Genomic DNA, 12,709 nt, shown 5'->3' with positions numbered 1-12,709 from the left:
CATTGGGCTTGCCTTGGAATGCGTTGCCGCATAATAAGGGAACGACCGAGTATGGTCATTCACGATGGAGGGCCTATGCCAATGAAACATGTTTTCACCCTCGCCTTGACGGGGTTGTTGCTGCTGGCTGTAGCCGGTTCGGTTCAGGCCCAGCAGAATTACTATGTCGATGTTACCAATCAGACCGGTTTTACCATCTTCTACCTCTATGTCAGTCCGGCTGATGCCAAGGACTGGGAGGAAGACGTTCTGGGCAGCGAGGTCATGCTCCATGGTCAGACCAGGCGGGTGACCTTGAACAATTACTTCAGCCCGATCTTCGACATTCGGCTGGTCGACGAAGATGGCGACACCTACACCTTCTGGAACGTGGATGTCTCACTGCGCGATATTGTGGTCACCCTGGCTGATCTTGATTGATCGGCAACAGGACTGGTGCCAATTCAAACGGGAAACTCATTGATGATCCGACGCTTGCTGCTTCTCCTGGCCGTGCTTTCCGCCGGCCAGCCGGCCCTGGCCGACAACCCGCGGGTGTGGCTGGACACCGACCGCGGTCCCATCGTGCTCGAACTTGATCCGGAGCGCGCGCCGCGCCATGTCGAAAATTTCCTGGCCTACGTCAATGAGGGTTTCTACGACGGGCTGATCTTTCATCGCAGCATCGAGGGTTTTGTCGTTCAGGGTGGCGGCTACGATCGCGAGTTCCGCCTGCGCCAGCCGACCCGTGATCCGGTTCCGGGCGCGCCCAACAATGGTCTGGACAACGAGATCGGTACCGTGGCCCTGGCCCAGGCTCCGAACAACATCGACTCCGGCCAGAGCCAGTTTTTCATCAACCTGGCGCGCAACGATTTCCTGGATGCCGAGTTCACCGTGTTCGGTCGGGTGGTGAGCGGACTGGAAGTTCTGCGCGACATGAATGCCGACCGGGTACTCAGCAAACTGGTCGGACTCAATCGATTCGATGATGTCCCGGTGCGCCCGCCGCTGGTGCGCCGGGCGGTCGAAACGCGCGGCTTCCCGCTCATGCCGCTGCACACCGGGTCATGGTTCGATCCGGCCACCAACGGCACCGGCTTCAATATCGAAGTGGCCAACGACGCCTCGAACGAGGAAGGGCCGCTGCTGCTGGTCTACTGGTACGACTTCCGCGACGGCCGCCAGATCTGGGCCACCGGCGTCGAGCGCTTCGACTACGGGGCCGCGGAAGTCACCGTCGAGCTGATCTCGGTCGATGAGCCCGGTCAGGCGGTCGATTTTCGCAATCCGCCGGAATTCGACGCCTTCGAGACCTGGGGCAGCCTGACTGTGCGCTTCAACGATTGCCGCAGCGGCGTGTTCAGCTATGACACGGTGGCCCTGGGCAGCGGCGAGATCGAGGTGATCCGCCTGACCCTGCCCGACCAGGCGAGCTGCAGCGTGCTGGATTGATCCGGTCGAGGTAGACCCCGATCGATCGTCTCGGCCGCCAGATCTCGCATCGATCGGTCCGGGGCTCCAACGCGGGCGAACAGCCTGGGGATCGTGGGCTTGCCTTAACGAGCTTCAGCCGACCAGTGGATTGCGGGTCTTCAAGCCGGGGAAGGCAGAGAAATCACGATCTGCGGTCCAGAGCTCGCTGACGCCATGCTGCAAGCAGATCGCTGCAATACGGGCATCGTGCACACGCGGGCCAGCGATCCGGGCCGACTCCAGTAGAGGGCGGAGTTCGCACCAGTGCTGGTGGCTCTCACCGATACAGTTCAGAGTTGGGCACTCCAGCCAGGCTTCGATCTGATCGATCGCTGCGCTAGGGGGCGTCGGCGGGTCGAAAACTCTGGGGTGAGTGGCGATGCTGAAAAACTCGTGCAGGCAGGGCCAGGGCACTGCCCAAGCGGCACGAGAGTTCGCCAAGGATTCGATTTGTCGGTAGGCCGGATGATGAAAGGGACTGTCTTCGCGGTGCGCGTAAATCAGAATGTTGGTGTCGACAGCGATCAAGCGGGTGAGTCCTCGTAGGCCAGCTCTCGCAGGCGATCCCATCTCAGGTCGGGGCTATCCGTTCTCAGTCCTTTGCCGCCGAACGTCGCGCGCCGAAGCTGGAATTCAGGTTTTCTTTCGGCTTCGGCCAGTTCGTGCCGAAGACCACGCTCGATCAGTGCTTTGACGGTGGTCTGCTCACGCCTTGCAAGATCACGGGCGGCGCTGAGCACGGAATCAGAAATCTCAACCGTGGTTTTCATATGGGCACCCATATTCAAATAACAATATCGCAATATTCTAGCGGAAAGCCATCCCTGTGTTGCATCCCTTATCATGATGCACCGCCGATAGCGCGCGATCAGCACCTTGACCTTGGCCTGATCGCGACGCTTGCACCCCGGGTGGTGGGCGACCGGTGAGACAATGGCTGACCAAATCCTCTAAACCGCCCAGCGGCTTTTGAATAGCCCGATTCAAGCATGTTGAAAGAGCACACCGACGTGGTCGTGATCGGCGCCGGCGCGGCCGGGCTGATGTGCGCGATCGCGGCCGGCGAGCGTGGGCGCTCCGTGCGCGTGCTGGATCACGCCAACAAGGTCGGCAAGAAGATCCTGATGTCCGGCGGCGGGCGCTGCAATTTCACCAACCTGCACACCGCCCCGGAAAACTTTCTCTCGGCCAACCCGCATTTCTGCAAGTCGGCGCTCAGTCGCTACACCCAGTGGGACTTCATCGCGCTGGTCGAAAAACACCGCATCGCTTACCACGAAAAAACGCTGGGTCAGCTGTTTTGCGATGGCTCGTCGAAGCAGATCGTGGCCATGCTGCTGGCCGAGTGCGAGCGGGTCGGGGCGCAGGTGCAGACCCATACGCCGGTGACCATTGAGCAGCTGGGGCCACCGCACCGCCTGTCCACGCCGGCAGGGACCATCACCTGCGATTCGCTGGTCATCGCCACCGGCGGTTATTCGATTCCGCGCATGGGCGCGACCGGTTTTGGCTTCGATTTCGCCCGCGATCAGGGGCTGAAGGTCCTGCCCACGCGCGCAGCGCTGGTGCCGTTCGTGTTCGAAGGCCGCAAGCTCGAGCAGATCGACGGGCTGGCCGGGATCTCGCTCGATTGCCTGGCCGAAGCCGGCGCCGGGCAGTTCCGCGAGGGTACTTTGTTCACCCACCGGGGCTTGAGCGGCCCGGCCATGCTCCAGGTTTCGTCCTACTGGCAGCCGGGCGAGCCGGTGCGGATCGACCTGTTGCCCGAGCTGGACCTGAATGAGACCCTGCGTCGGCTGCGCGCCGAGCGACCGCGCGCGCAGCTGAAAACGGTGCTTGCCGAGCATCTGCCGCGCCGCCTGGTCGAGCGCTGGTGCGAGCTGTGGCTGGGCAACCCCAGGCTGGCCGAACTGGGTGATGCGGCGATCGCCGACATCGTCCGTCGCTGTCAGCCGTGGACGGTCTGGCCGGCCGATACGGAAGGCTACCGCACCGCCGAGGTCACGATCGGTGGCGTGGACACCGATGAGCTGTCATCAAAGACCATGGAGGCCTTCAAGCTGCCCGGGGTGTTTTTCATCGGCGAGGTGGTCGATGTCACCGGCCACCTCGGCGGGCACAATTTCCAGTGGGCCTGGGCTTCCGGTCGGGCCGCCGGTCAGTTCGTCTAGCGGGCAGACTCAGCAGGGCATATCGTTGCCGGTGTACTCGTCCAGCGGAACGACCGTCGCGGTGCCGCTGACCGGGGCGCGGGCCTTGGCCAGGCTGCCGTAGGACAGTTCCAGCTGCATCTCGAAGTGGTCGAAGAAACGATCGAGGATGTCTTCGCTGGTGATGCCGACGGCGTGGATCTCGTCGGCTTCCTCGTCGTAGTCGAGCAGGATGCCGGTCAGCGGGCTGGGCGCCGGCCCGGAGGTCACCGCAGCGCCGCGGGCCGGGTCGTAGCTGGAGTACTCCATGCAGCACACGATGCGGTTGGCTGCCGGATCAGCCTCCGGGTTGCGGCTTTGGCGATAGGCGATGAAGTTGACGTGCTCGGTCGGGTGGGTCAGCCGGTGGGTGCAGATCGCGGCATAGGCGACGATGGAACGCTTCGGCCCGACGCCGCCGCGCCAGACGTAGTCCGCGCCGTTCTCCGTTTTCAGCCGGACATTGGCCTCGGTCGGCCGGTTCAGGTCGAGCAGGAAGCACGGCGTGCATTCGTAGGGGTAGCGGAAAACGTAGTTGACGTGCGGCTGCAGATCGCCCGGTCGGATGGGGTTGCCCTCAAAATCGACCAGGCGAACCGGCTCATGCAGATGGCTGCGGTTGCGGTCATTGGCCAGCAGCATCGGATTGTGGTGGACGAGAATGGCGGTGGCGGCACAGGCCTTGACGAAATCCCGGCGTTTCATGCGCTCTCCCTGATGCTTGGTTTGACTCGAGTATAAGCACCCGTTCGCGGCTTGTTTTCACCGTTTCGCGGATGCATCGCCGGATTCGGCGTCCTGCAGCATTTGCAGCAGGTCGTCCCGGCCCAGTTCGCTTGCGATGGACTGCGGCGTATGGCCATTGACGTCGCTTGCCTGGGGCAGGCCGCTTGCGAGCAAGCGCTCGACCATCCCGGCGCGGCCGGCGATCACCGCCAGATGCAGCGCGTTCTGACCGTTGCGGTTGCGGTGATCCAGATCGAGCTCGGGTCGCTCCAGCAGCGCCTCGGCTGCGGCCCGATGCCCCTCGTATGAGGCCCGCATCAGCGGGGTCCAGCCGTAAATGTCGGGCAGGTTGGGGTCGGCCCCGGCCCCGGCCAGCAGCGTGATCAGCTCGCCCAGGTCCTTGGCTGCGGCCATCATGAGCGCGCTCCATCCGTTGCTGGCCTGACCATCCAGCCCGACTCCGGCGGTCAGCAATCGCTCCACGATCTGCCGGTCGCCGCCGCCGACGGCGTACATCAGCACGGTCCCGTCCAGCTTGTTGCTTGCCGTGGGATCGGCGCCTGCGGCGAGCAATTCTTCCACCAGTTGGGCATCGCCGGCGGCGGCCGCTGCCATCAGCGCGGTCTTGCCGTGCTCGTTGGCCTGATCGACGTCCGAGCGCTCGGGGTAAAGCGACCGTATCGCGTCGAGTTCGTTGGTTCGAATCGCGTCCTCCCAACTGCCGGCGGCGGTGTCCGTAGCGACAATACAGCCGACCAGCAGCAGGCCGGCAAAGGTCAGGATCGGCGTGGCTGAGTTCTGCATCCGGCGGCGCTTAGTCTTCTGGATCAGCGTCTTCTGGATCAGTCATCCCGAACTGCTGTTCCAGAAACTCCGCCTCGCGCCGGGCGTAGAACAGGCGGTTGGACAATTGCCGCCAGCCGTGACCCTCGTCGCGGAAACGGATGTAGGGCGCGTCGATGCCGTTGGCGCGCAGCGTGCGCACCATCACTTCGGTCTCGTAGATTTCGACCCGGCGATCGTTGACCCCATGCGAGTACAGCACCGGGACCTTGATCTGGTCGGCCTGGCGGATCGGCGAGTAGGTGGTGTAGAACGCCTGCCAGCGCTCCTCGCGGATATCGCCGTATTCGATGATGTCGGAGGCCTTGAGGGCCGGCGAGGCGACTTCCAGTCCGGTCACCCAGTCGGCCACGCCGAACAGTGAGACCCCGGCCATGAAGCTGTCGGGGTGGTTGGCGAGCACGGCGTTGACCGCGTAACCGCCGTAGGAGCCGCCGCGTACGATGGCACGGCTGGCATCGACGCGGTCGTCCTGTTCGAAAAAGGCCAGCATGTCGACCAGGTCGCGAATGCTGTCGAGTCGGCGCTCCTGATCGTCCAGAGTCAAATAGGTATGACCAAAACCGGTCGAGCCGCGAATGTTGGGCCGAAACACGGCGATGCCGCGGTTGACCAGGTATTGCACCGGCCCATTGAAGCTGGCTACCGACTGCGAGGTCGGCCCGCCATGGACATCGAACACCACCGGTGGCGGGCCGTCTCCAGCGCGAGCGTCGGCGCGCGGCAGGTACAGCAGGCCCTGCAGCGTCACCCCGTCGCGGGCCGGCATCCGAATCGACTCGGGCGTGACCAGACGGTCGGGGTCAAGCCCGGCCAGGTTGGACGCCCACAGCGTTTCTGCGGTGCCTTCGGCCAGGTCCCACAGCAGCAGATCACCCGGCGTGCTCGGACCGTTGACCACCAGCGCGGCCAGCGCGCTGCCGCTCGGGCACGACAGCGAGTACACCCCGTCAGGAAGCGCCGGGATGTCCAGCGCGCGATCTTCGGCCAGGTCGCGCCCGTGCAGTCGGAAAAAGCCTTCTTCGTTGCTGGTCCAGAGCAGGTAGCGATCTTCGTCGCCGCACAGGCGCACGTTGTCGATGTCATGCTCGGGCGCGGCCATCACCGTGACCTTGTTGCTTTCGATTTCGCGGCGGACCAGGGCACGAAACTCGCGGCCCTCGTTGGAGGCGTGAAAGACGGTTTTGCCGTCAGCCGTCCAGGCAAAGCCGCCGTCTTCGGTGTTGGCCCGGCGCTCGGGCTCGGCAAGCGTGGTGACGTCGGCCGACTCGATGTCGACCAGGAACAGGTTGTTGGAGTCCTCGCCGACCGCCTGGGTCATGAGCAGGGACTTGCCGTCCGGCGAGATCGAGCGCGGCCAGAAGGCGAATTCGCCCTCGTAGAGCATGCGCTGCTCGTCGCTTTCCAGGTCACGGACGTAAATGTCGAAATCCAGCCCGTTGCGCTCGGTCGAGGCGAACACGATGCGCTGGTTGTCCGGCAGCACGCCGCCAAAAGAGCGGAAGGCGCCGGCCAGGGCGGGGACGACCTCGGTCTCGCTTTGACCGTCGACGCTGATGCGGAAATAGGCCTCCTGTTCATCGCCGGCGTTGTCGGCGCCGTAGATCAGGCTTTGCCCGTCCGGCGCCCAGCGAAAGAAGGTGATGCCATTGCCGAAGGTCAGCTGGCGGGCCTGCGACCCGTCGGTGGGAATCAGCCAAAGCTGCGGCTCGCCGGTGATCGACTTGGAGACCGCAACATAGTCCCCGTCGGGCGAAAGCCGGGCGCCGGAAACGCCCTGGACCAGCAGAAAGCGGGCGATGTCGGCCGGATACTCGCCGGCCAGACCGATCCGGATGGGCTCGGGGCTGGGTTCGATGGCTTCCAGATTTTCATCCGGGCCCTCGCCAGGCCCAGGTTGGGCCAAAGCCAGCAATGGGCAAAGTACAAGTGAGGTAAAAAGGGCGCAGCGAGTTCTGAGCTTGTGCATTTGGATTCTCACGGGCTTTTGTATATCGATCTGCGGGGGTATCGTCGGTTTCTTGATCTACTGACGATCCTTCTTTCGAATCAGCAGAGAAGTCTGTATCCCCCAGAAGTATAGCCAACAGCAGTTAACTACATTTCCTACCCGGCGCTTTGCCACGGATTGGCAAGGCCAATCCCGCACAGTTCGAAATCGCTGGTATTCCGGGTTGCCAGTGTTGCCCCTGCTGACTTCACGATCGCTGCGATCATCATGTCGACAGCATCGGCATGCAGCCCTTTTCGTTCGCGGGCCGCCGAAACCTCGCCGCAGGCATCGGCTGCAGACTGGTCGAAAACGAGCAAGCGACCGGCGAAAGCTTCTTCGACAAATGCCGAGAACTTCTCCTCCAGGCGCTCGCGCTGGCGGCCATTCGGCAGGCGCACGATGCCACGGCGGATCTCGGCCACCGTGATCGTGGTGATGGCCAGATCCAGCGGTTCCTTGGCGGCGATCCACGCCTTGACACCGTCATCGGGCGCTGGCCGCATCAATTCCGAAATGACGTTGGTATCCAGAACAATCATGTCAGCCAAGCGCGACCGGTTTGCGCTGTGTCGAGCGTGACGGCAGATCGAGTTCGATGCCGTGAACGGCACCAAAATATTTTTCCGCCAGCTCGACCAGCGGTTTCGGCTGCTCGCCATTGGCCAATGCGGCCCTGGTCAGCGCACGGCGCGCATAGGCCTCCAGCGACATGCCGGCCTTTGCCGCGCGCACCCTGAGCGCCTCTTTCGTTTGATCGGACAGTCCCCGAACATTCACGTTTGCCATGTGGACACCTCGAATTCGACTAGAATGAGTCCATTGTATCCATTGAGTCCAATGGGCGTGTCAATTTCTTAATCGATAGCGAGCCATTGACCGACTGACAGTGTGCCCGCTGCTTGCGATCCTGCCGTTTTGCAAGCGGCCGAGGCGCGGGCAGTCTGGGCATGGGCAGTGTTGGGTTCCAGCGCCACCGACCCGAACAAACACTGCTCTACCAGATCGTCGAGCGGTAGCGCCGGCGAGAGCGACCGCACGTCTTGCGCGAAGCGCGAGCAGTAAGGGAGCGAAGCCGTCAAGCGCGTATCCGGCTTTTGCATGCTGTTTCTCGATGGGGTCTACGTGGTGGATTCGCCCCACGACAACCGACCCCGATTCCATTGGGTACGCGAACCGACGTCGGCCCAGTTGACGCAATTGGCTCACACCATCGCCGGTCGGGTGGGGCGACTGCTGGAACGCGAAGGCTTACTGGAGCGCGACAGCGAGCGGCGTGACTTTAGCGGTGTGCTGGACGAAGAGGACCCAGCGCAGGCAATGGAGGCTTTGCGGCTTTCCGCGCCAGCGGAATGAAGCGAAGCCGGAATGCCGTTGCGCGTGCCGGATTTGGTGGGCCACTCCATCACCTATCGCATCGCCGTCGGTCCGCACCGCGGCCGCAAGGTATTTACGCTGCAGACCCTGCCCGACAGCGGTTGGGAGAACGGGTCGGCCGACGCCCCGGGTAACATCGCCGGCTTTTCGCTACACGCCGATGTCGCGGTTAAACGCAATCAACGCGAGAAACTCGAACGGCTGTGCCGCTACATCTGCCGCCCGCCGGTGTCGGAAAAGCGGCTGTTCGTAACCCCGCGTGGCGACATCGGCTACTCGCTGAAAACGCCCTACCGCGACGGAACAACCCACGTGATCTTCGAGCCGCTCGACTTCATCGCGCGGCTCGCCACACTAGCGCCGGCTAAGCCGGCACGGCGGTTTGCGAGCTTGCTCGTAAGAAGCCTTGCCGGTGTGCCTATTAGCGCGTGCCACCGCCGCGCCTGAATCCCGGATCAAGTCCGGGACAAGTTCTGACTCGCTTCCACGGGGTGTTCGCACCCAACAGCCCCTATCGGGGCCGGATCACGCCGGCCCGGCGGGGTCGAGGTGCCAGGCCGGTTGAGCCGGCGCGAGAAGAGGAACGCACGCCGGCCGAGCAACGGGCGGCGATGCGCTGGGCGCAGAGACTCAAGCGGGTCTTCAAGTTGGATGTCGAAACCTGCCCGGCCTGTGGCGGCACCGTCAAGATCATCGCCTGCATCGAAGACCCGCCGGCATCGAGCGAATCCTGAATCACTTGGCCGGCAAGGACATCCCCGGTCTGTGGCCGGAAAGCCGGGCGCCTCCGGCCCGGCCGTTCGGCTTGCTTCACTGAATCGCAGGAAACCAACTTCAGGCCGCGTTCCATCCGTGCGCGGCCCGGCGGCGCTCGTGTTGGATAGGCCCGCGCCGGCAGAAACGGGGGTACAGGCGCTGCTTGATTGCCGCCGACAGGGCGGAATCGGACGGAATTCGGCGTGCTCGGGCCTTTGGTAAGGGTCCGGGTCCGGTCTGGCACGGCTCCGGATACCACTGGAAATCAGGAAATAGGGCGCTTACACTTCCGCCAGTGCAACGTCGACTGATCAACACCGGCAAGAGTGTTCAGATCGAAGCCATCCTCGATGGAAGCGAGCATGACGAAGCCGTGATCTTCGTACCCGGCCTTGGCGCTCGTGCTGATCAGTTCATCGACCAGGTCGCTTTCTTCTCCGACCTGTACAGGACGGTGGCCGTGTCGCTCCGGGGGCACGGGCGATCCACTTACCCGATACCGCCCGAGCCTTCGGATTTCAGTCTCGAGAGCCTCGCACTCGACCTGCAGCGGCTTACCGATCAGATTGGCGTCACCTCGGCTCACATCGTAGGGAACTCGACCGGAGGCTTGGCAGGCTACGCGCTGCTGGCAACCGCTCCCGAAAAAGTCCGCTCGCTGACGACTTTCGGAACCGCCGCCGAACTCCATACCGGTCCCCTTGGCCGGGTGGTCGTCTGGGTCGATCGGCTTTTGGGCCCCGGCGGTGATGCCTGGCTCGCGGCGCGGACGGTCTCGAAGAACCCGGCCACCGCAGCCAAGGTCGCCGAGATGATCCGCAGCACCCCGAAGCCTGCGTTGGTGAACCTCCGCCGCAATCTGCTCGACTATGACTTTCTTCCCGTTCTCCGGGGTCACCCGGACGTGCCGGTCCTTCTTCTGCAGGGCGAGGAGGACCACGGGATCAACCGGGTGCTCAAGACAACACTCGATGCTCTCGAAGACCGGGCCAACGGTAAGATCGAGCGTATTTCGGAAGCCGGTCATTTTCTGAATCTCGACCAGCCCGATGCATTCAACGGAACACTTTTGAATTTTCTCAGAACCGTGACCGGAAAAGATACGACATCGTGAGCCGGATCAACGAACCGGAAAGGAAAGCACCAGGAGAACAGAATGACCGCTGCGGAAGAATCGGGCAAGACGCCCGGGCGTTTGGCTTCAGATCCAGAGGCGACCGAGAAAGGCTTACCCCGAAACCCTCGCATCAAGTTCCACTTCAAGCGGGAGGAGTTCGATTTCTTCTTTCAGTGGCTCGCTGGCATGCAGAGCCACGGTGGAGTCTCGATTGGTGAGGCATACTATGCCGCTTCAAGGATCAGAGAAGGCGACATAGAAAGTTGGGAGAGGGAATGGACGGAACTCGCTCGACGCGTCGAGAGACGGGCAGAAGCTTCCGAGGCATCCGGCCACAGGGTTAGCGCCCGAGAAAGCCTGTTGCGCGCGTACACCTACTACCGCGCTCCGTTGGCCTTCATCAGCCCCCTGGCTGAGCCGGACCGCTATCGGTCGACCTATGAGCATGCGCGTGATCGGTTCAGACGGGCGACGAGCTACTTCGATGCACCGATAGAGGCGGTCGAAATCCCGTTTCGCGACGCGGCTTTGCCCGGGTACTTCTTGAAGCCGGATGCTGCGGCCGTTCGTCGAAAGACGCTCCTGATGATCGGTGGTGGGGACACCTTTGCCGAGGACCTCTACTATTATCTCGGCCCTGCGGCGTTGAACCGAAACTACAACTACATCTTCGTTGATCTGCCCGGGCAAGGGCTTCTGCCGTTTCAAGGACTGGTATGGCCGGAGCGGGCCGAGGAGCCGGTTGGAGCCGTACTCGATTACCTTTGCGATCGGCCGGATGTGGATACTGACCGTGTAGCGATCTTCGGTCTGAGTGGCGGCGGCCATCTGGCGCCGCGAGCCGCGACCGGCGAGAAAAGGATCAAGGCCTGTGTCGCCTGCGCGCTCATCCTCGACTTCAGCGCGGTGTGGAACCGGAGGTTTGTTGAGCTGAACCAAAAGGCACAGAGGTCTTTGCCGTATCGGCTTTTGAAATCGTTCTTTGCATGGAAACGGCGCGCATACTTCAACATGGTCGATACGTATGTCTGGCGATTTGGGCTGCAGTCAGCCGCGGACCTGATCGACGCGACGCGGAATTACACCGTAGACCCGGCGAAGATATCCTGCCCCTTTTTCAATATCGTGGCGCAGCAGGAATACGAGCAGTCGAGCGGCATGATGATAGCAGCGCGTGAGGCGCAGAGACACATATCGCATGAGACGAACGATCTGGTGATCATGCCGGCCGACGAGGGGGCTGACAGTCATGGCGTCGGAACCAACCTTGGCCTTCTGAGCCAGGTTACTTTCGACTGGCTGGACACGGCTCTTCAGTAACGGGAGCGACAGCCGGCTGCGCGCCGACCGATCTATTGGACGAGTGATCCCCTATGGTGCCTTTTCAGCGATCAGACCTGAAGATCCGTCGGGCCGTCGAGGACGACGCAGACAGCTTTCTGGAGGCTCGGCCGCTGGCCGCTACCAGCGCCACCGGCCCGAGCGCACACTTCTCTACCAGCTCGTCGAGCGCCACTACCCGGTCTTTGTCGAACACCTGGCCAATGCGGGTATACAGTTGCCCGGCCATGTGCGGCAGGCGTTCGATGGCTACCTGCAAGGCGGGCGGCTTGAACATGATTTCCTGCGGCTTCGATGCGACACCTGCCACGCCGAGCACCTGCTGGCGTTCAGCTGCAAGCGCCGCGGGTTCTGCCCTAGCTGTGGAGCCCGGCGCATGGCCGATGGTGCCGCTTGGCTGGTCGACCAGGTGTTGCCTGAGCGGCCGATTCGTCAGCGCAGGCGAGAGCGACCGCACGTCTTTCGCGAAGCGCATGCAGTAAGAGAGCGGAGCCGTCGCGCGTGGGTATTGAGTCTCCCGTATCCGCTACGGTTTCTTCTGGCCACCCACCCGGCACTCATGGGTCGCGTGCTGGGTATCGTCTATCGGGTCATTGCCGGCCACCTGATCCGGCAGGCCGGCTTTACGCAGCAGTCGGCCCGCACGGGTTCGGTCACGCTCATCCAGAGGTTCGGCTCAGCGCTGAATCTCAACATCCACTTCCACATGCTGTTTCTCGATGGGGTCTACGTGGTGGATTCGCCCCACGACAACCGACCCCGATTCCAGTGGGTACGCGAGCCGACGTCGGCCCAGTTGACGCAATTGGCCCACACCATCGCCCGCCGGGTGGGGCGGATGCTGGAACGCGAAGGCTTACTGGAGCGCGACACCGAGCAGCTTGACTTTAGCGGTGTGCTGGACGAAGAGGACCC

General features: G+C 62.9%; 14 protein-coding genes and 1 pseudogene. 7 read left to right on the top strand and 8 right to left on the bottom strand.

Annotated elements, in window-relative coordinates; all coding sequences use genetic code 11:
* The first annotated feature begins 81 nt into the window (after positions 1-81).
* Positions 82-420 (top strand): hypothetical protein, encoded by a 339-nt coding sequence (locus G3I74_RS04945; RefSeq protein ID WP_239056611.1) that lies wholly within the window; start codon positions 82-84, stop codon positions 418-420.
* A 42-nt stretch (positions 421-462) separates the two neighbouring features.
* Positions 463-1,434: a peptidylprolyl isomerase gene (locus G3I74_RS04940; protein WP_239056609.1), complete on the top strand. Its 972-nt coding sequence runs from the start codon at positions 463-465 to the stop codon at positions 1,432-1,434.
* A 114-nt stretch (positions 1,435-1,548) separates the two neighbouring features.
* Here the strand turns inward: G3I74_RS04940 and G3I74_RS04935 are convergent, their stop codons facing one another.
* A complete protein-coding gene (locus G3I74_RS04935; RefSeq protein WP_164210475.1) occupies positions 1,549-1,983 on the bottom strand; it encodes a type II toxin-antitoxin system VapC family toxin in 435 nt (144 codons plus the stop codon).
* Positions 1,980-2,330, bottom strand: a complete 351-nt coding sequence (locus tag G3I74_RS04930; protein WP_203594557.1) for a hypothetical protein — start codon at positions 2,328-2,330, stop codon at positions 1,980-1,982. The genes G3I74_RS04935 and G3I74_RS04930 overlap by 4 nt, the downstream gene beginning before the upstream one ends.
* A 114-nt stretch (positions 2,331-2,444) precedes the next feature.
* Between G3I74_RS04930 and G3I74_RS04925 the strand changes: the two genes are divergently transcribed.
* Positions 2,445-3,626: a BaiN/RdsA family NAD(P)/FAD-dependent oxidoreductase gene (locus tag G3I74_RS04925; protein ID WP_164210474.1), complete on the top strand. Its 1,182-nt coding sequence runs from the start codon at positions 2,445-2,447 to the stop codon at positions 3,624-3,626.
* A 9-nt stretch (positions 3,627-3,635) separates the two neighbouring features.
* Here the strand turns inward: G3I74_RS04925 and G3I74_RS04920 are convergent, their stop codons facing one another.
* The 6 genes from G3I74_RS04920 to G3I74_RS04895 all read right to left on the bottom strand — a co-directional run bounded on the left by G3I74_RS04920 (position 3,636) and on the right by G3I74_RS04895 (position 8,306).
* Entirely contained in the window at positions 3,636-4,349 is a 714-nt protein-coding gene (locus G3I74_RS04920) for a Rieske (2Fe-2S) protein (RefSeq protein WP_164210473.1), read from the bottom strand.
* A gap of 57 nt (positions 4,350-4,406) precedes the next feature.
* Positions 4,407-5,174, bottom strand: a complete 768-nt coding sequence (locus G3I74_RS04915) for an ankyrin repeat domain-containing protein (RefSeq protein WP_164210472.1) — start codon at positions 5,172-5,174, stop codon at positions 4,407-4,409.
* A gap of 10 nt (positions 5,175-5,184) precedes the next feature.
* Entirely contained in the window at positions 5,185-7,119 is a 1,935-nt protein-coding gene (locus G3I74_RS04910) for a S9 family peptidase (RefSeq protein WP_203594556.1), read from the bottom strand.
* Positions 7,120-7,319: 200 nt separating this feature from the next.
* The gene (locus G3I74_RS04905) at positions 7,320-7,745 is read right to left on the bottom strand and encodes a type II toxin-antitoxin system VapC family toxin (protein WP_164210609.1); all 426 of its coding nucleotides are present in this window, start codon (positions 7,743-7,745) and stop codon (positions 7,320-7,322) included.
* Position 7,746: 1 nt separating this feature from the next.
* Entirely contained in the window at positions 7,747-7,992 is a 246-nt protein-coding gene (locus G3I74_RS04900) for a FitA-like ribbon-helix-helix domain-containing protein (protein ID WP_420823064.1), read from the bottom strand.
* Positions 7,993-8,060: 68 nt separating this feature from the next.
* Positions 8,061-8,306, bottom strand: coding sequence for a hypothetical protein (locus tag G3I74_RS04895; protein WP_164210470.1), 246 nt, complete (start codon positions 8,304-8,306; stop codon positions 8,061-8,063).
* On the opposite strand from G3I74_RS04895, the pseudogene G3I74_RS15845 reads away from it, so the two are divergent.
* The 4 genes and pseudogenes from G3I74_RS15845 to G3I74_RS04875 form a co-directional block, all read left to right on the top strand.
* Positions 8,299-9,397, top strand: a pseudogene (locus tag G3I74_RS15845) (transposase); the annotation flags it as partial. The gene G3I74_RS04895 and the pseudogene G3I74_RS15845 overlap by 8 nt on opposite strands.
* A 234-nt stretch (positions 9,398-9,631) precedes the next feature.
* Positions 9,632-10,450, top strand: a complete 819-nt coding sequence (locus G3I74_RS04885; RefSeq protein ID WP_164210469.1) for an alpha/beta fold hydrolase — start codon at positions 9,632-9,634, stop codon at positions 10,448-10,450.
* Between the two features lie 42 nt (positions 10,451-10,492).
* A complete protein-coding gene (locus tag G3I74_RS04880; RefSeq protein ID WP_164210468.1) occupies positions 10,493-11,773 on the top strand; it encodes an alpha/beta hydrolase in 1,281 nt (426 codons plus the stop codon).
* A 70-nt stretch (positions 11,774-11,843) separates the two neighbouring features.
* Positions 11,844-12,709 (top strand): transposase zinc-binding domain-containing protein (locus G3I74_RS04875; protein WP_420823065.1); only part of this gene is annotated, 866 nt, incomplete at its 3' end.

It is taken from the genome of Wenzhouxiangella limi (assembly GCF_010499265.1).
Classification (GTDB): Bacteria; Pseudomonadota; Gammaproteobacteria; order Xanthomonadales; family Wenzhouxiangellaceae; genus Wenzhouxiangella; species Wenzhouxiangella limi.
The sequence above is the reverse complement of the archived record's forward strand: the minus strand, read 5'-3'. Positions and strand labels throughout refer to the sequence as shown.